The organism is Ensifer sesbaniae (assembly GCF_013283665.1).
Taxonomy (GTDB): domain Bacteria; phylum Pseudomonadota; class Alphaproteobacteria; order Rhizobiales; family Rhizobiaceae; genus Ensifer; species Ensifer sesbaniae.
Genome location: NZ_JABEKU010000001.1, coordinates 1,625,081 through 1,640,803 on the forward strand (window position 1 = coordinate 1,625,081; position 15,723 = coordinate 1,640,803).

The following is a 15,723-nucleotide window of genomic DNA, read 5'->3' on the forward strand; positions in this document are numbered from 1 at the left end:
GGACGGAGGATGACCTCTGTCAAGCTTTGGTTAACCATAGAGGTTCATTGATCAAGGTGTGCGTTTGGTGGTCGCGTCGGCTGCCGCCTGGTTTTTGAGAAAGTGGTGGGGAGCCCAAGGTGAAGCCTTTGGCGGTTTGTATGCTCGGTTCGCTGTTGTCGTTGATGTCGCGTACGGGTTGGCGTTTGCTCGGTGCATCGTTGCTCGTCGGAGGTTTCCTCTTGAACGCGCAGACGGCCAATGCTGTCGAGTCGGGCCCCTTGCTCGCTTTCGGCGCACGGATCGCCGGTGACGACGCGCGCACCCGGGTCGTCGTCGAGTTCGACCGCAAGCCGGACTTTTCCCTTCATTACGTGGCGGACCCGGTTCGCGTGGTCGTCGATCTTCCGGAAACGGCCTTTGGTCTGAAGGCGGAAAGCCTCGAGCCGCGCGGCCTGTTCGATGCGATCCGCTATGGCGGCATGGGGGCGGGCAATTCCCGCATCGTTCTCTCCGCGAAGGGACCGGTCGCCGTGACCCATGCGGAAGTAATTGCGGAAGAGGGGGGCAAGGGCTACCGCCTGGTCCTCGACGTCGTACGGGTCGACCAGGCGCGTTTCGACGCGCTTCTCGGCGAACAGCAGTGGACCGGTTCGGTTGCAGCGACGAAAACCGGCAGACCCGTTGCGGTTGCGCCTACGAAGGACGGCGGACCGTTCATCGTCGCGATCGATGCCGGTCACGGCGGTATCGACACCGGCGCGCTCGCCGGCGAGACGAAGACGGAAGAGAAACACGTCACGCTGGCCTTTGCCAAAGACCTCGTCGAGGCCCTGAACAAGGGCGCGGGGATTGAGGCTTTCCTCACCCGCGAAGAGGATGTCTTTCTCTCGCTGCCGCAGCGCGTGCAGATAGCCCGCAACAAGGGCGCCAATCTTTTCATCTCGCTCCATGCCGATGCGCTCCGGCAGAAGGACATCCGTGGCGCTACGGTCTATACGATCTCCGACAAGGCATCGGACCATCTGGCCGCAAGCCTTGCTGCCCGCGAGAACCTTTCGGACGAAATCGCCGGCGTGCCGCTTCAAAGCGAGCCCGCGGAGGTCGCCGATATCCTGATCGACCTGACCCGCCGCGAGACGCAGGCCTTCTCCGTCAACTTGGCGCGCTCGGTGGTCTCCTCCTTCGAGGGCCAGATCAATCTCATCAACAACCCGCACCGGTTCGCCGGGTTCCGGGTGCTGCAGGCTCCCGATGTGCCGTCGATCCTGCTGGAACTGGGATTCCTGTCGAACAAGGAAGATGAGAAGTTGCTGCTGGATGCGGAATGGCGCAAAAAAGTTTCGGAGCGCCTTGCCGTCGCGGTTCAGCGTTACCGCGAGCAGGCGGTCGCCAGCGGCGGCTGACGTTTGAAGGCATGACCGGGAACGAAGTGATTTGTGTCGCCCCGGTAACAGCGTTATGCTTTTCAACTGGATGCGCACGCGATAATCAGAAACAGCCCTATTTTACGCACAATCCGAGACCTAACCGGAATTGCGCCCGGATTTGTTGAGAAACGAGTTGATGCCCGGGGTTCCTCGCCATATGAGGAGCCGGGCTGGCGGGGCGCTGCGATGCCAGACGATTTCTGATGGAAGAGTTTGGCCGGACCGACGCAATGTAAACCGGCGGGACAGAGCATGGACTGTCGCGCGGCGGTCCGGCAATTGGACGATAATTAAGGTACCGGTATCTGACTGATGATCAGGCTGATTGGATATTTCTTCGGGATTGGTGCGTTTCTGCTGCTTGGCGTGGCCGGAGCCGTGGCGCTTTATCTGGGCGTCGTCACCAAGGATCTACCTGACTACGAGGTGCTGGCGAAATATTCGCCGCCTGTGACGACGCGCTTTCATGCCGGCAACGGCGCCCTGATGGCAGAATATGCGCGCGAGCGGCGTCTCTATCTGCCGATCCAGGCGATCCCGGATCGCGTCAAGGCAGCCTTCATTTCGGCCGAGGACAAGAATTTCTACCAGCATCCGGGCGTCGACCTTACGGGTCTCGCCCGCGCCATCGCCGTCAACCTGCAGAACTTCGGCTCCGGCCGTCGACCCGTGGGCGCGTCGACGATCACGCAGCAGGTGGCAAAGAACTTCCTGCTGTCGTCCGACCAGACGATAGACCGCAAGGTCAAGGAAGCAATCCTTTCCTTCCGCATCGAGCAGGCCTACAGCAAGGACCGGATCCTCGAGCTCTATCTCAATGAGATCTTCTTCGGCCTCAATTCGTACGGCATTGCCGGTGCGGCGCTGACCTATTTCGACAAGTCGGTCACCGAGCTTACCATTGCCGAGACCGCCTATCTCGCCGCCTTGCCGAAGGGCCCGGCCAACTACCATCCGTTCCGCAAGACCGAAGCCGCCATCGAACGCCGCAACTGGGTGATCGACCGCATGGTGGAGAACGGCTACGTCACCAAGGCCGATGGCGAAGAGGCCAAGAAGCAGCCGCTCGGCGTCAATCCACGCCGCGGTGGCGCACATCTCTTCGCGTCCGACTTCTTCGCCGAGGAAGTCCGCCGGCAGATCATCCAGAAATATGGCGACAACGCGCTCTATGAAGGCGGCCTGTCGGTTCGCACCTCGCTCGATCCGCGTCTGCAGATCGCGGCGCGCAAGGCGCTGCAGGCGGGTCTGCTGAGCTATGACGAGCGCCGCGGCTTCCATGGTCCAGTCAAGACGATCGAGATCGGTGGCGATTGGGGTGAGCCGCTGGGCGCGGTTCCTGCCTTCAGCGACGTGCCGGAGTGGAAGCTCGCCGTCGTTCTGTCGGTCGATGCGCAGGGTGCCGAGATCGGCATCCAGCCGGATAAGGAAGCCTCGGGCAAGATCGCGGCCGAACGCGTCACTGGACACATCTCCGCCAAGAACATGCAGTGGGCTTACCGGTCCGCCAACGGCGACCGCAAGTCGGCGAAATCCCCTGAAGGCGTCTTCGGCGCCGGCGATGTCGTCTATGTCGAACCCTTGCCCGAAAAGGGCGAATATCGCCTCCGCCAACCGCCGAAGGTCCAGGGCGGTCTCGTGGCGATGGACCCGCAGACCGGCCGCGTACTCGCGATGGTCGGCGGCTTCTCCTATGGCCAGTCGGAGTTCAACCGCGCGACCCAGGCGATGCGCCAGCCGGGTTCCTCCTTCAAGCCCTTCGTCTACGCCGCAGCGCTCGACAACGGCTATACGCCGGCGTCGGTCATTCTCGACGCCCCGATCGAAATCGTCGCCGGCGGTCAGGTCTGGCGCCCGGAAAACTATGGTGGCGGCTCGGCCGGTCCGTCGACGCTGCGTCTCGGCATCGAGAAGTCGCGCAACCTGATGACCGTTCGCCTCGCCAATGACATGGGTATGAACCTCGTCGCCGAATATGCCGAGCGTTTCGGCATCTATGACAAGATGCCGCCGCTGCTCGCGATGTCGCTGGGCTCCGGCGAAACGACGGTTCTGCGCATGGTCTCGGCCTATTCGGTGCTCGCCAACGGCGGCAAGCAGATCAAGCCGTCGCTGATCGACCGCATTCAGGACCGCTATGGCAAGACGATTTTCCGGCATGAGGATCGCACCTGCGACAATTGCAATGCAGGCGACTGGCAGAGCCAGGAAGAGCCTGTTCTGACCGACAATCGCGAGCAGGTGCTCGACCCCATGACCTCCTACCAGATCACTTCGATGATGGAGGGCGTGGTGCTGCGCGGCACGGCGGCTGGCAAGATCAAGCTCGATCGCCCGGTTGCCGGCAAGACTGGCACGACCAACGACGAAAAGGACGCCTGGTTCGTCGGTTACACGCCGGACATCGTTGCCGGCCTCTATCTCGGCTTCGACAATCCCGCCCCGCTCGGCCGCGGCGCCACCGGCGGCAGCCTTGCGGTGCCGATCTTCAACGACTTCATGCAGGAAGCCGTCAAGGGCATACGCCCGAGCAAGTTCGTCGTGCCCGAGGGCATGAGCATGATCGCCGTCAACCGCAAGACCGGAATGGCCGCCTATGAGGGCGAGCCGGACACGATCATCGAAGCCTTCAAGCCCGGCACTGGCCCGGCCGATACCTTCTCGGTCATCGGCGGTCTCGATCAATATGTTCCGCCGGAAGAGATCCTGAAGAACTCGCCGCAGGCAAATCAGGCGGTGACCTCCGGTTCCAACGGCCTGTTCTAAAGCCTTTCTTCATTCGCGATGCCCGCCGCCTTTACATCAGCGGCGGGCATCGCTATTTGACGCTCACCTTCATTTCGGGTTCACAAGAAGCAGGATCATGCGCAGCGAAATCGAGAATATTGTCGACGAAATCAAGCAGGCCATAAGCCTGCTGAGGAGGCATCTTTGACTGGGATCAGGCGGTAAGACGACTGGACTGGTTGAACAACAAGGCCGAAGACCCGACCCTCTGGAACGATGCTTCGGAAGCACAGAAGCTGATGCGCGAGCGCCAGCAGCTTGACGACGGCATCAATGGCCTGCGTCGTTTCGAGCAGCAGCTCAACGACAACATCGAACTCATCGAACTCGGTGAGGAAGAGGGCGATGCAGCGATCGTCGCGGATGCCGAGCAGGCGCTGCGCGAGCTTCGGTCGGAAGCGGCCAAGAAGCAGGTCGAGGCCATGCTGTCTGGTGAGGCCGATCAGAACGACACCTATCTCGAAGTGCATTCGGGTGCCGGCGGCACGGAGAGCCAGGATTGGGCCAACATGCTTTTACGCATGTACACCCGCTGGTCCGAGCGCCAGGGATACAAAGTCGAATTGATGGAAATCCAGGACGGCGAAGAAGCCGGCATCAAGTCTGCGACGCTGCTCATCAAGGGCCACAATGCCTATGGCTGGCTGAAGACCGAATCGGGCGTGCATCGCCTGGTACGCATTTCGCCCTATGACAGCAACGCGCGCCGTCACACCTCGTTCTCCTCGATCTGGGTTTACCCGGTGGTGGACGATTCGATTCAGATCGACGTCAATGAGAGCGATTGCCGCATCGACACCTACCGCTCCTCGGGCGCCGGTGGTCAGCACGTCAACACGACCGACTCGGCGGTGCGCATCACGCACATGCCGTCGGGCATCGTCGTGCAGTGCCAGCAGGAGCGCTCGCAACACAAGAACCGGGCAAAGGCCTGGGACATGCTGCGCGCCCGCCTCTATGAGGCCGAGCTGAAGAAGCGGGAAGAGGCGGCCAACGCCGAAGCCGCGTCGAAGACCGACATCGGCTGGGGTCACCAGATCCGCTCCTACGTTCTGCAGCCCTACCAGTTGGTCAAGGATCTGCGCACCGGCGTCGAAAGCACGGCACCGGGCGATGTTCTCGACGGCGAGCTCAACGAGTTCATGGAAGCGGCGCTCGCGCACCGCGTCAGCGGCGGTGCGGATGCCGTCGTCGACGATCTGAACTAAGGCATGTCGCGCAAAAGTGCGCAGTGGTTTTGCGATAAGACATGCGATATCAAGAACTTAAAGCGCAAGGAGCGAATCTGAGAGATCGCGACCCGCTTTAAGCATCGCGGCGAGAGTTCTGGAATTGAAGAGGGCCGGGTGTTCGCATCCGGCCCTTTCGTTTGTTCAGTTCGAGGCGCGCTCGATCTTGATGTCGCCGAGATCGTCGATGAGCACGGTCCAGCTCTCCGGTTCGCGCGCGGTCGGATCGGTCTTCAGATAGACCGTCGCGAACATGCCCGGCTGCGCGGTGACGCCGGTCGAGCTCTCCGGGCGAATGTCGGTGACATAGGCCTTGAGCGCCGAGAACTCTTCGAGTTCCGTCGAGGAAACCACCACGGGTCCGGCTGGTGTCGCTTCGATCTGCTGCAGATGGACCTGTGCCGTGCCATCCGCCTGCCGAAGCGCGATCAGCTTGTAGTAGCCGCGCCGGGCGTCGCCTCGCTTCTCGGCGGCCGCATTGGGGTCGGGCGAAGAAAGCGGCTCTCCGCTTTCCTCCCAGTAGCCCGTGCTCGTCACAAAGGTTACCCGCGGCGGCACGACGTTGGCGTCCTCGGCCTTGGCGCCGGCGCTCGTCACGAGCAGGAGAAGCACGAGAAGGGCGGATCTTTGCATTTGGGATTGTCGTCCTTTCAAACCATTCCGCGGCCGCCTCGCTCCTACAGCGCTGCGCGTCTTATCAGACGCGCAGCGCTGTAGCATTTTGAATTACTGCATGTTTTCTTTAATCGGGTACCGATTAAAGAAAACATGCAGTAGCGGTCGCAAGCCGGTCCGTGGAGGATCATACCATATCGCGCGGAGAACGTGCGCTCAGTTCGAGAATTGCTCGGCCAGGATGCGGTCCGACCAGGAATGGTCGGGATCCGAGAGGATGCGCGCCGTCATGTTTTCCGATTCGGCGATTCGCACTTTGACCACTGATTTTACTTCCTGGTGGTCCGCCACCGCGTTGACCGGTCGCTTGTCGGCTTCGAGGATTTCGATCTCGACGGTCACATGGTTCGGCAGCAGCGCGCCGCGCCAGCGCCGCGGACGGAAGGCGCTGACCGGCGTCATCGCGAGAAGCGGCGCTTCGAGCGGCAGGATCGGACCGTGGGCCGAGAGGTTGTAAGCCGTCGATCCGGCGGGCGTTGCCACCAGCAACCCGTCGCAGGTCAGTTCCTCGAGCCGCGTCTTGCCGTCGATGACGACGCGCAGCTTCGCGGCCTGGTAGGATTGGCGGAAGAGATAAACCTCGTTGATCGCAAGCGCCGTGAAGCTCTCGCCATAGACATCGGTCGTCTGCATCTCCAGGGGATGGAACGCGTTTTCGACCGCCTGACAGATACGGTCCGGCAGGTTTTCGGTGCTGTAGCGGTTCATCAGGAAGCCGACGGAGCCACGGTTCATGCCGTAGACCAGCTTGCCGCTGTTCATGGTCTGGTGCAGCGTCTGCAGCATGAAGCCATCACCACCGAGCGCCACGATCACGTCGGCCTTTGCCGGATCGTGATCACCATAGATCGCCTTGAGATCAGCCGCAGCCTTTTGCGCCTCCTCCGCAGAGGAGGCGAGGAAGGCGAAGGAATTGAACGTTCGGGCCATGAAACTCTAGTCCGTTCGATGCGTTGCATGCCGCTTACGGCGATCTCTCGACCCCGTTTCTGGCATGGCCGGCCGCCGAACGCATCTGAAAAATTGGGAGAATTCGTAAATTTGCTTTACACCGCGCGAGATTATGGTAACTCCGACCGCTGAAAGTGCCCTTATAGCTCAGTTGGTAGAGCGGCTGATTTGTAATCAGTAGGTCGGGAGTTCGAGTCTCTCTGGGGGCACCAAGTCATCCTTTTTTGCTGAAATCGTTCGCTTTTGCTGGGACCGCATTCGGGTTGAGATGCGGGCTGCCGCGCATCGTCACGCGGTGGCCCTCGGCGTGGAGATCGTCACGCCAATGCAATTCGGTCCACGGTCCGCGCTCCCGACGGCCATCTCTTGATGATTTGCCGGTGTCGAGCGGCACCGGGTAGCGACGTCAGATGTCGAACGAGGGGGCCATCCGTACCGGAACCTCGCGGCATTTCTGCAGGGCGTTGAGGAGATTTTCGGCGAGATAGTCGATCAGCGCCCGGGTTGCCGGCAGCATGCCCTGGCGGGACGGGAAGACGAGGTGCACGACGACGTCGTTCGAGGTCCACTCCGGGAGCACCGGTACCAAGACGCCGGCCCGGAAGGCGCGCTCGCAGATATGGTCCGGCAGCAGCGCCACACCCATGCCCTCGATCGCGGCACGTTCGAGAATGATGAAATCGCTGCAGCCGATGATCGGGCGGTGGGTGATCTCCGTCGTGTTCCCGTCGGCCGAGATGAGCCGCCAGACATCGGTCGGGTGCTGTTCGTTCATCGACAGCGTTGCCTGCTGGCTGAGATTGTCGATCGTGATCTCGCCCGCGCGGGCAAGGAACGTCGGGCTGGCGGCGAGCCGCTCGCGCACTTCGCCGAACTTGCGGATGATCAGTTGATTGTCGGTGTCGAGTTGGCCGCGGGCGCGAAGCGCTACGTCGATCCGTTCCTCGATGAGGTCAATGCGGCGGTTGGTGGCGGTGATCAGCAGCCGGACGCCGGGATAGCGCCGGTGAAACGCCGGAAGGATATCGGCGAGCATGGGCGTAAACCCGAGCGGGCAGGCGAGCCTGACGGTGCCGGAGGGCTCGGCCCGAACGGCCGCGATTTCGGCTTCGGCGGCGGCAACGCCGTCGAGCAGCCCCTGGCAATGTTCGTAGAACACGCGGCCGATGTCGGTGACGCGCAGCTTGCGGGTCGAGCGCTCGAGAAGGCGCACGCCGAGCTGCTCTTCGAGGCGGGCCACATGTTTGCTGAGTTTGGACTTGGGTATGTTGAGGTCACGTGCGGCAGCGCTGAAGCCGTTGTTTCGCACCACGGCGGCAAAAAGCCCGAGGTCGTTTAGATCCTGCATTGTCCTGTCTCCGAAGTGCGGATGCTCGGCGTGATTGTTTCCGTCTGGAAACAGTATGTCAAATATCCACTGGCTTACCGGGTGATTGTTTTCCCCTCATATGTGGATCACCGCAACGCAAACACAAAGGTGTTCCGATGAATGTTCTTCATATCGACTCCGGTATCCTCGGTGATCACTCGGTTTCCCGCCGCCTGACGGCAGCACTCGCCGCTCAGGTCAAGGCTGATCGCCCGGATGCAACGGTGACCTACCGTGACCTCGCCGCCAGCTCGCTCCCGCACCTGACCGGCGCCCAGATCATGGCTCCCGCAGATCTCGCAGGCGTGGACGCCGACCTTGCCGCCGACGTCAAGCTTGGCCGCGACATGCTCGAAGAATTCCTGGCTGCCGACAGGATCATCATCGGCGCCCCGATGTACAATTTCGGTATTCCGAGCCAGCTCAAGGCCTGGATCGACCGCATTGCCGTCTCCGGCAAGACCTTCCGTTACACCGAAAATGGTCCGGAAGGCCTCGCCAAGGGCAAGAAGATCATCGTCGCCTCGACCCGCGGCGGTCACTATTCCGCCGGTCCGGCAGCCGTGATGGACCACCAGGAATCCTACCTGAAGACGGTCTTCGGTTTCCTGGGCGTCACCGATGTCGAGTTCGTCCGCGCCGAGGGCCTGAACCTCAGCGCCGACTCCAAGCAGTTCGCGATCGCCGAGGCCGAAAAGACCATTGCCGAGGGCAATGTGCTTCGCCTGGCGAGCTAATAGGTTCAGCGGATCACGGCGGTGATCCGGTGGAGGGGCCTTGGCCCTACTTGCGGACGGTGCCGGTTGCGGATGCAGCCGGCATTGTCCGTTTTCGTCTATCCCGATTTGCTTTATATTGCCTTCATGACGAACGGGCGGACGATCCTTTGGGGCATGACCGCTACGGTGGCCCTTTTGCTCGCCGCCGAAGCCGCACTTGCCGCGCCGCCGGATCACGGCTGCACCTGCCGCAACCGCGATGGTTCGAAGTATGAACTTGGACAGATTGCCTGCGTGCGCGTTGGCGGTAACGCCTATCTCGCGCGCTGCGAGATGAACCTCAATGTCACCACGTGGAAAAAGTTGCGCGACGGCTGTCCGACGGCAAGCACGCCTCTGGACTTTACGCGGCCATCGGTCAGTTTCTGACGAGGAGCAGCGGCTTGCCGCCTTCGTTCCGGTCTTTCTCGAATCCGGAAGCTGTGGCCGTGAAAGCGAGCGAACTGCCGCCGTCTCCGAGCAGGGTTATGCCAAGGCCGTTTGCTGTCCAGCTCCGCAGTTTCAGTTTTCTGACGGCGCCTTCGCAAGGTTCCTCCACGGACAGCCCCAGATTACCGCCACTGTCGACGGTCCCCGTGAAGGTCACCTGGCAGACGGCGGTTCCGTCCGGACGTTTCATCTGCCATGCGCCTTTCATATTGGCCGGCGCCGGCAGATGCGAGATGCCGTCCACCGCCGGCACGAGCGCCAGTCGCGGCCCGTTCTCGCCGTTCGTCAGGAGAGGGGATCCCTCGCTCTCTTCAAAGCGGGCGTGGACTTTTCGCAGGACGTCGATCAGCAACAGGCCACCACTGCCGTCGAAATTCCACGCGGCGACGTCGGCAAGGATTGGCAGACTCTTGGCGCAGCCCTCGGCCCCGGCAACGGCGTAGCCGCCGATCGCCTCGTCGGCGGTGAGTGTGAGCTTGCATCCGTCGGCGCCATCGAGCGGCGCGACCAGATAATCGCCCGTCTGCGCCGCGATGATGGCGGGATCGATGTCGCCGGCCGCGGAGGCGGTGTGTGGACCGAGGCAGACCGCAGTCAAAACCAGCAGCCGAAACAGTGGTACGCGTGATGCCAGTGCGATGACCATGAAAGCTCTCCGATCCCAACCACGCGGAGATTTCCACTGGCCCAATATCGCGTCAATGTGCGGCCCTTGGTGTCGCTGCGCTAAGCCTGGGGCAATGCGACCGCCCGCATGGTCGTCGCGATGGGCGGTCGGCGCTGTCTGGAGATCTCAGCGGTTCAGGAACTGGCGCGCAGCATACATGGCGATCGCCGCCGCGTTCGATACGTTCAGTGATTTGATCGCGCCCGGCATGTCGAGCCGGGCAAGGTCCGTCACGATCGAACGGGTCTTCTGCCGCAGCCCCTTGCCCTCGGAACCGAGAACGAGTGCGATCTTCTCGCCGCTGAATGTTCCCTCGAGCGGCTGCGGCCCTTCCGAATCGAGGCCGATCGTCTGGAAGCCCAGCCGATGGAGCTCTTCGATGGCATCCGCAAGATTGGTGATCTGGATATAGGGAATCATCTCCAGCGCGCCCGAGGCGGATTTGGCGAGCACGCCCGATTCGGTCGGGCTGTGGCGCATGGTGGTGATCAGCGCGCCGGCGTCGAAGGCGACGGCAGAGCGCATGATGGCACCGACATTGTGCGGGTCGGTCACCTGGTCGAGCACGAGAATCAGCGGGCAGTCGCGAAGCGCTTCGAGCTTGCGATGCGGCAAGGGACGCGTTTCGAGCATGACGCCTTGGTGGATCGCATCAGGACCGAGGATCTTGTCGAGATCCTGCGGCGTCACGGTCTCGACCGGGAAGGGCAGGGCCGACAGTTCGCCGAGCTCCAGCCGGGCAGCGGCGTTCTGTGTAACGCTGAGGCGAACGACCTGGCGCGCCGGATTGTCGAGAGCGGCGCGAACCGTGTGCAGGCCGTAGAGCAGGACTTGTTCCGGCGCGAGTTGCGGCGGCTTCCAGTCGGCCGGCGCCTTGCGGCGCTTCTCCTGTTTTGGCGTTGGGATTTCGCCTCGCTCCCGCTTGGCGTCGCGGTGGGCGCGCCTGAGGTTGGCGTAATGGGTGTCCTTGGCGCTCTTGTCGCCGGTGCGATCTTTGCTCATGGGCGTCTTATAGAGAGGTTGCAGGCGGGGCGAAATGGTTTTCGGTGGGCGGTCCGGAATTGTCGCTGTGGAGAAATTCAGAAATTTTCCATTGAGCCGTGTTGACAGGACGAAAGAGGGCAGTCATATACCCGGCCACAGATCGAGAGCGGCAACGACAAGTCGCTGGGTTGTCTCGCGATCTCAATTGCTTGGTCGAAAGATCCCGACAGAATAATGGAGGGATGCCCGAGTGGTTAAAGGGGACGGACTGTAAATCCGTTGGCTCAGCCTACGTTGGTTCAAATCCAACTCCCTCCACCATTCTGCTTCTGGATCGAAGGCCCGCGGGTATAGCTCAATGGTAGAGCAGCAGCCTTCCAAGCTGAATACGCGGGTTCGATTCCCGCTACCCGCTCCAGCAGCGAATTCTCTCCAAATCTCCAATTAAATCGATGCCTCAGCGCCTCGTGATAAGCCATTGTTTATCTTGCTTGGCTGGCGATCCGTGATTCGCAGATGCCCGGTCTTGCGTCGGCGCTTCACCGTTCTTACATTTCGATAGGAAAAGGCCGTCGGCGACCGGTCCGGGCGTACGCAATTAAGTCTTGCGCAAATCCCCTGAAACCCTTAAACGGCTCCACAAACCGGCCCTGCCGGCTGATCATTCATACTTGACCACAGGAAACGTACCCATGGCAAAGAGCAAATTTGAGCGCAACAAGCCGCACGTTAACATTGGCACGATTGGCCACGTTGACCATGGCAAGACGTCGCTGACGGCAGCGATCACGAAGTACTTCGGCGAGTTCAAGGCGTATGACCAAATCGACGCCGCTCCGGAAGAAAAGGCCCGTGGTATCACGATTTCGACGGCGCACGTCGAGTATGAGACGGCCAACCGTCACTACGCTCACGTTGACTGCCCCGGCCACGCCGACTACGTCAAGAACATGATCACCGGTGCTGCACAGATGGACGGCGCGATTCTGGTTTGCTCGGCCGCTGACGGCCCGATGCCGCAGACCCGCGAGCACATCCTGCTCGCCCGCCAGGTCGGCGTTCCGGCGATCGTCGTGTTCCTCAACAAGGTCGACCAGGTTGACGACGCCGAGCTTCTCGAGCTCGTCGAGCTGGAAGTTCGCGAACTTCTGTCGTCCTACGAATTCCCGGGCGACGACATTCCGATCATCAAGGGCTCGGCGCTTGCCGCTCTGGAAGATTCGGACAAGAAGATCGGCGAAGACGCGATCCGCGAGCTGATGGCAGCGGTTGACGCCTACATCCCGACGCCGGAGCGTCCGATCGACCAGCCGTTCCTGATGCCGATCGAAGACGTGTTCTCGATCTCGGGCCGCGGTACGGTTGTGACCGGTCGCGTTGAGCGCGGCATCGTCAAGGTCGGCGAAGAAATCGAAATCGTCGGCATCCGTCCGACGACGAAGACGACCTGCACGGGCGTTGAAATGTTCCGCAAGCTGCTCGACCAGGGCCAGGCCGGCGACAACATCGGTGCGCTGCTGCGCGGTGTCGACCGCAACGGCGTCGAGCGTGGCCAGATTCTGTGCAAGCCGGGTTCGGTCAAGCCGCACAAGAAGTTCAAGGCCGAAGCCTACATCCTGACGAAGGAAGAAGGCGGCCGTCATACGCCGTTCTTCACGAACTACCGTCCGCAGTTCTACTTCCGCACGACGGACGTGACGGGCATCGTGACGCTGCCGGAAGGCACGGAAATGGTCATGCCGGGCGACAACGTCACCGTTGACGTCGAACTGATCGTTCCGATCGCGATGGAAGAAAAGCTGCGCTTCGCGATCCGCGAAGGCGGCCGTACCGTCGGCGCCGGCATCGTTGCTTCGATCGTCGAGTAACGATCGGAAGGGCGATGCCGTAAGCTGCCGACGGCAGCAAAGATGTGCAAATGGCGCGCAAGCGCGATTTGCACGCGGCGCCGGCATCGTTGCCTCGATCGTCGAGTAATCCCTAGGGTTACAGTTCTTCAGAGGGCCCCGCTGGCGACAGCGGGGCCCTTTTTCGTTGCCGCCAGTGCCAGGACTTCATTGATGAAGCCGCGCTTCCCATTGGTGTAGATATCCCAGTCTCCCTTCGCCTCCCTTGCGAGCCGCCGCTTCAGCGTGTCGTAACGGCGGGCGAGATCCTGGTGCTCGCGAAGCGCATCGCGGAACAGGAGGCGTGCCGCATGCGCGGCGTTGCCGGTTTCGCAGAGATAGAGGCGCGTGCCACAGGGGCGCGTGTCGGCGGTGAAGGTCCAGAGGTTGCATGCGTACGGATCGCCGTGAAAGGTGTAGCCGGCGCTACGAAGGCGCGCGCTCATTTCCGCCACCATCCTTTGATCCGAGACGACGACATCGATATCGATCTTCGGCTTCGCCGCCAGTCCCGGTACTGCCGTGCTGCCGATGTGGTGGATCTCGCTGACGAAAGGGAAGAGCAGGGTGGTTACGGCCATGGCTCGTTCTTCGAAGAGCGATGGCCAGCAGGGATCGTATCGACCAGCGCGATGCGCGACATTGATTCGGTTCCAGCCAATTGCCGGCAGGGTAGCGGCTCCTTTGGTTCTGCGCCTGTGGAAAATTCCGATTGGCACGGCAATAACTTGCGCCCCTTCTTCGAGCCTGTAGGCGGGAGGGTAAGGCCGGATACGTTCCGATGAGGATTTTTTCGCTTCTTCGGTGAAAGATGCTTGTCATCCTCCGGCAAACTGAATATGAAGCCGCTGACTTGAGGCGGTGACGCGTCGTTGGACGAAGGCGCCGCTGAATAGGGGTATAGCTCAGTTGGTAGAGCGGCGGTCTCCAAAACCGCAGGTCGGGGGTTCGAGCCCCTCTGCCCCTGCCATTCTCCTCGACACTTGCATAAAGGTTGAGGGTTCGGCAGAGTAAGTTTAAGGGCCGGTTACCCGGCTGACGAAATTCACAAAAAAGACTGATTGGCTCTTGTGGTTTTCAGAATCGGTCTTTATGTAGGGTCCAAACAGACACGCGGTGCGTGGGGCTGAATCATCGGCTTTACGCGCCGTAATGGCGTGAGCATTACATGGCATCCAAAACGAATCCGGTAACGTTTCTGCAGCAGGTTCGCTCCGAGACGTCGAAAGTGACTTGGCCCTCTCGGCGCGAGACGATGATCTCGACGCTGATGGTTTTTGTCATGGTCTTTTTTGCCGCTGCCTTCTTCTTTGCTGCGGACCAGTTGATGGGATGGCTGATCGGCCTCGTCCTCAACGTTGGCGCTTGATTGGGTGGAGGGTAGCATGGCTGCGCGCTGGTACATTGTTCACGCCTATTCGAACTTCGAAAAGAAGGTCGCTGAATCGATCGAGGAAAAGGCCAAGCAGAAGGGCCTCGAGCATCTGTTCGAGAAGATTCTCGTGCCGACCGAGAAGGTTGTCGAAGTGCGTCGTGGCCGCAAGGTCGACGCCGAGCGCAAGTTCTTCCCGGGCTACGTTCTGGTTCGTGCCAACCTGACGGATGAGGCATTCCACCTTATCAAGAACACGCCGAAGGTGACGGGTTTCCTCGGTACCGACAGCAAGCCGGTTCCGATTCCGGATCATGAGGCCGAGCGCATTCTCGGCCAGGTGCAGGACGGCGTCGAACGGCCGAAGCCGTCGGTTTCGTTCGAGATCGGCGAGCAGGTTCGCGTCTCCGACGGTCCGTTCGCCTCGTTCAACGGCGTCGTTCAGGACGTCGACGAAGAGCGTTCGCGCCTCAAGGTCGAGGTGTCGATCTTCGGTCGCGCGACGCCGGTCGAACTGGAATACGGTCAGGTCGAGAAGGTCTGAGAAGATCTCAAGAGATAGGGCGGGTTACGACCCGTTCTGGCGGAGAAATCCGCATGCGCGTGGAAGGAGGCCGGCCTTAGCCGGGTCGGATGTTCCGCACCACGCAACCGCAGCCGCCGATCTCCCCGTGGTCGGCAAAAGCCGGGAAGCCGGCGCAATCGATCCTTGGAGCGATCCGTCGCGAGAGGGTTTTAGAAAAGGCAGAGAGAAATGGCTAAGAAAGTTGCAGGCCAGCTCAAGCTGCAGGTGAAGGCTGGGTCGGCCAATCCGTCCCCGCCGATCGGTCCTGCGCTCGGTCAGCGTGGCATTAACATCATGGAATTCTGCAAGGCGTTCAACGCCGCCACGCAGGAAATGGAAAAGGGTATGCCGATCCCGGTCGTCATCACCTATTACCAGGACAAGTCCTTCACCTTCGTCATGAAGCAGCCGCCGGTCAGCTACTTCCTGAAGAAGGAAGCAAAGATCCAGTCCGGCTCGAAGACCCCGGGTAAGGGCGCTTCCGCTGGCAAGCTCACCAAGGCTCAGATCAAGTCGATCGCCGAAGCCAAGATGAAGGATCTCAACGCTGCCGATATCGAAGGCGCAATGGCTATGGTCGAGGGCTCTGCCCGCGCTATGGGCCTGGAAGTGGTAGGCTAA

Annotated in this window: 15 protein-coding genes and 4 tRNA genes; 13 read left to right on the top strand and 6 right to left on the bottom strand. The window is 61.3% G+C overall.

Annotation, left to right across the window (positions count from 1 at the left end; genetic code table 11):
- Nucleotides 1-140 precede the first annotated feature (140 nt).
- The 3 genes from BHMPCIPO_RS07820 (at nucleotide 141) to prfB (ending at nucleotide 5,404) form a co-directional block, all read left to right on the top strand.
- The gene (locus tag BHMPCIPO_RS07820) at nucleotides 141-1,385 is read left to right on the top strand and encodes an N-acetylmuramoyl-L-alanine amidase (RefSeq protein ID WP_376741627.1); all 1,245 of its coding nucleotides are present in this window, start codon (nucleotides 141-143) and stop codon (nucleotides 1,383-1,385) included.
- A gap of 336 nt (nucleotides 1,386-1,721) precedes the next feature.
- The gene (locus BHMPCIPO_RS07825; protein ID WP_173516232.1) at nucleotides 1,722-4,175 is read left to right on the top strand and encodes a penicillin-binding protein 1A; all 2,454 of its coding nucleotides are present in this window, start codon (nucleotides 1,722-1,724) and stop codon (nucleotides 4,173-4,175) included.
- A gap of 97 nt (nucleotides 4,176-4,272) precedes the next feature.
- Nucleotides 4,273-5,404 (top strand): peptide chain release factor 2 gene (gene prfB, locus BHMPCIPO_RS07830; protein ID WP_173516233.1). Its coding sequence is split into 2 segments (ribosomal slippage): nucleotides 4,273-4,341 and nucleotides 4,343-5,404, totalling 1,131 coding nucleotides; the frame shifts between segments, so codons are not numbered across the junction.
- Nucleotides 5,405-5,569: 165 nt separating this feature from the next.
- Here prfB and BHMPCIPO_RS07835 read toward each other — a convergent pair.
- Both BHMPCIPO_RS07835 and BHMPCIPO_RS07840 read right to left on the bottom strand, forming a co-directional pair.
- Nucleotides 5,570-6,058 (bottom strand): hypothetical protein, encoded by a 489-nt coding sequence (locus BHMPCIPO_RS07835; RefSeq protein ID WP_173516234.1) that lies wholly within the window; start codon nucleotides 6,056-6,058, stop codon nucleotides 5,570-5,572.
- Nucleotides 6,059-6,256: 198 nt separating this feature from the next.
- Nucleotides 6,257-7,030, bottom strand: coding sequence for an NAD kinase (locus BHMPCIPO_RS07840; protein ID WP_173516235.1), 774 nt, complete (start codon nucleotides 7,028-7,030; stop codon nucleotides 6,257-6,259).
- 157 nt (nucleotides 7,031-7,187) lie between these two features.
- Between BHMPCIPO_RS07840 and BHMPCIPO_RS07845 the strand changes: the two genes are divergently transcribed.
- A tRNA-Thr gene (locus BHMPCIPO_RS07845) sits at nucleotides 7,188-7,263 on the top strand.
- 194 nt (nucleotides 7,264-7,457) lie between these two features.
- Here BHMPCIPO_RS07845 and BHMPCIPO_RS07850 read toward each other — a convergent pair.
- Complete coding sequence (locus tag BHMPCIPO_RS07850) at nucleotides 7,458-8,399, bottom strand: LysR family transcriptional regulator (RefSeq protein ID WP_173516236.1); 942 nt, start codon at nucleotides 8,397-8,399, stop codon at nucleotides 7,458-7,460.
- A 137-nt stretch (nucleotides 8,400-8,536) separates the two neighbouring features.
- On the opposite strand from BHMPCIPO_RS07850, the gene BHMPCIPO_RS07855 reads away from it, so the two are divergent.
- Together BHMPCIPO_RS07855 and BHMPCIPO_RS07860 are read left to right on the top strand one after the other, a co-directional pair.
- On the top strand, nucleotides 8,537-9,157 hold the full coding sequence (locus BHMPCIPO_RS07855) for an FMN-dependent NADH-azoreductase (protein WP_173516237.1): 621 nt from the start codon (nucleotides 8,537-8,539) through the stop codon (nucleotides 9,155-9,157).
- A gap of 156 nt (nucleotides 9,158-9,313) precedes the next feature.
- Nucleotides 9,314-9,568 carry a hypothetical protein gene (locus tag BHMPCIPO_RS07860; RefSeq protein ID WP_246304394.1) on the top strand — a complete coding sequence of 85 codons (255 nt, stop codon included), beginning with the start codon at nucleotides 9,314-9,316 and terminating at the stop codon, nucleotides 9,566-9,568.
- Here BHMPCIPO_RS07860 and BHMPCIPO_RS07865 read toward each other — a convergent pair.
- On the bottom strand, nucleotides 9,558-10,274 hold the full coding sequence (locus BHMPCIPO_RS07865) for an AprI/Inh family metalloprotease inhibitor (protein ID WP_173516238.1): 717 nt from the start codon (nucleotides 10,272-10,274) through the stop codon (nucleotides 9,558-9,560). The two genes, BHMPCIPO_RS07860 and BHMPCIPO_RS07865, sit on opposite strands and share 11 nt — an antisense overlap.
- 147 nt (nucleotides 10,275-10,421) lie before the next feature.
- The gene (locus tag BHMPCIPO_RS07870) at nucleotides 10,422-11,297 is read right to left on the bottom strand and encodes a TrmH family RNA methyltransferase (protein WP_173516239.1); all 876 of its coding nucleotides are present in this window, start codon (nucleotides 11,295-11,297) and stop codon (nucleotides 10,422-10,424) included.
- Nucleotides 11,298-11,515: 218 nt separating this feature from the next.
- Here BHMPCIPO_RS07870 and BHMPCIPO_RS07875 point away from each other — a divergent pair.
- From BHMPCIPO_RS07875 to tuf, 3 genes are all read left to right on the top strand, one after another.
- Nucleotides 11,516-11,600: transfer RNA gene (locus BHMPCIPO_RS07875), tRNA-Tyr, on the top strand.
- Between the two features lie 23 nt (nucleotides 11,601-11,623).
- Nucleotides 11,624-11,697, top strand: a tRNA-Gly gene (locus BHMPCIPO_RS07880).
- A gap of 274 nt (nucleotides 11,698-11,971) precedes the next feature.
- The gene (gene tuf / locus BHMPCIPO_RS07885; RefSeq protein ID WP_173516240.1) at nucleotides 11,972-13,147 is read left to right on the top strand and encodes an elongation factor Tu; all 1,176 of its coding nucleotides are present in this window, start codon (nucleotides 11,972-11,974) and stop codon (nucleotides 13,145-13,147) included.
- Nucleotides 13,148-13,275: 128 nt separating this feature from the next.
- On the opposite strand, the gene BHMPCIPO_RS07890 is transcribed toward tuf, so the two are convergent.
- Complete coding sequence (locus BHMPCIPO_RS07890) at nucleotides 13,276-13,836, bottom strand: GrpB family protein (RefSeq protein WP_282439059.1); 561 nt, start codon at nucleotides 13,834-13,836, stop codon at nucleotides 13,276-13,278.
- A 223-nt stretch (nucleotides 13,837-14,059) separates the two neighbouring features.
- On the opposite strand from BHMPCIPO_RS07890, the gene BHMPCIPO_RS07895 reads away from it, so the two are divergent.
- From BHMPCIPO_RS07895 to rplK, 4 genes are all read left to right on the top strand, one after another.
- Nucleotides 14,060-14,135, top strand: a tRNA-Trp gene (locus BHMPCIPO_RS07895).
- Between the two features lie 198 nt (nucleotides 14,136-14,333).
- On the top strand, nucleotides 14,334-14,534 hold the full coding sequence (secE, locus tag BHMPCIPO_RS07900; RefSeq protein WP_173516242.1) for a preprotein translocase subunit SecE: 201 nt from the start codon (nucleotides 14,334-14,336) through the stop codon (nucleotides 14,532-14,534).
- Nucleotides 14,535-14,550: 16 nt separating this feature from the next.
- Nucleotides 14,551-15,081, top strand: coding sequence for a transcription termination/antitermination protein NusG (gene nusG, locus BHMPCIPO_RS07905; RefSeq protein WP_034795476.1), 531 nt, complete (start codon nucleotides 14,551-14,553; stop codon nucleotides 15,079-15,081).
- Between the two features lie 210 nt (nucleotides 15,082-15,291).
- The gene (gene rplK / locus BHMPCIPO_RS07910) at nucleotides 15,292-15,723 is read left to right on the top strand and encodes a 50S ribosomal protein L11 (RefSeq protein WP_173516243.1); all 432 of its coding nucleotides are present in this window, start codon (nucleotides 15,292-15,294) and stop codon (nucleotides 15,721-15,723) included.

What these genes read in the sequence shown, in the direction of transcription:
- BHMPCIPO_RS07855 (WP_173516237.1), top strand. Translation starts at nt 8,537, where the DNA reads ATGAATGTTCTTCATATCGACTCCGGTATCCTCGGTGATCACTCGGTT.
- tuf (WP_173516240.1), top strand. Translation starts at nt 11,972, where the DNA reads ATGGCAAAGAGCAAATTTGAGCGCAACAAGCCGCACGTTAACATTGGC.
- BHMPCIPO_RS07825 (WP_173516232.1), top strand. Translation starts at nt 1,722, where the DNA reads ATGATCAGGCTGATTGGATATTTCTTCGGGATTGGTGCGTTTCTGCTG.
- BHMPCIPO_RS07870 (WP_173516239.1), bottom strand. Translation starts at nt 11,297, where the DNA reads ATGAGCAAAGATCGCACCGGCGACAAGAGCGCCAAGGACACCCATTAC.
- BHMPCIPO_RS07860 (WP_246304394.1), top strand. Translation starts at nt 9,314, where the DNA reads ATGACCGCTACGGTGGCCCTTTTGCTCGCCGCCGAAGCCGCACTTGCC.
- secE (WP_173516242.1), top strand. Translation starts at nt 14,334, where the DNA reads ATGGCATCCAAAACGAATCCGGTAACGTTTCTGCAGCAGGTTCGCTCC.
- BHMPCIPO_RS07820 (WP_376741627.1), top strand. Translation starts at nt 141, where the DNA reads ATGCTCGGTTCGCTGTTGTCGTTGATGTCGCGTACGGGTTGGCGTTTG.
- BHMPCIPO_RS07850 (WP_173516236.1), bottom strand. Translation starts at nt 8,399, where the DNA reads ATGCAGGATCTAAACGACCTCGGGCTTTTTGCCGCCGTGGTGCGAAAC.
- nusG (WP_034795476.1), top strand. Translation starts at nt 14,551, where the DNA reads ATGGCTGCGCGCTGGTACATTGTTCACGCCTATTCGAACTTCGAAAAG.
- BHMPCIPO_RS07840 (WP_173516235.1), bottom strand. Translation starts at nt 7,030, where the DNA reads ATGGCCCGAACGTTCAATTCCTTCGCCTTCCTCGCCTCCTCTGCGGAG.
- BHMPCIPO_RS07865 (WP_173516238.1), bottom strand. Translation starts at nt 10,274, where the DNA reads ATGGTCATCGCACTGGCATCACGCGTACCACTGTTTCGGCTGCTGGTT.
- BHMPCIPO_RS07835 (WP_173516234.1), bottom strand. Translation starts at nt 6,058, where the DNA reads ATGCAAAGATCCGCCCTTCTCGTGCTTCTCCTGCTCGTGACGAGCGCC.
- rplK (WP_173516243.1), top strand. Translation starts at nt 15,292, where the DNA reads ATGGCTAAGAAAGTTGCAGGCCAGCTCAAGCTGCAGGTGAAGGCTGGG.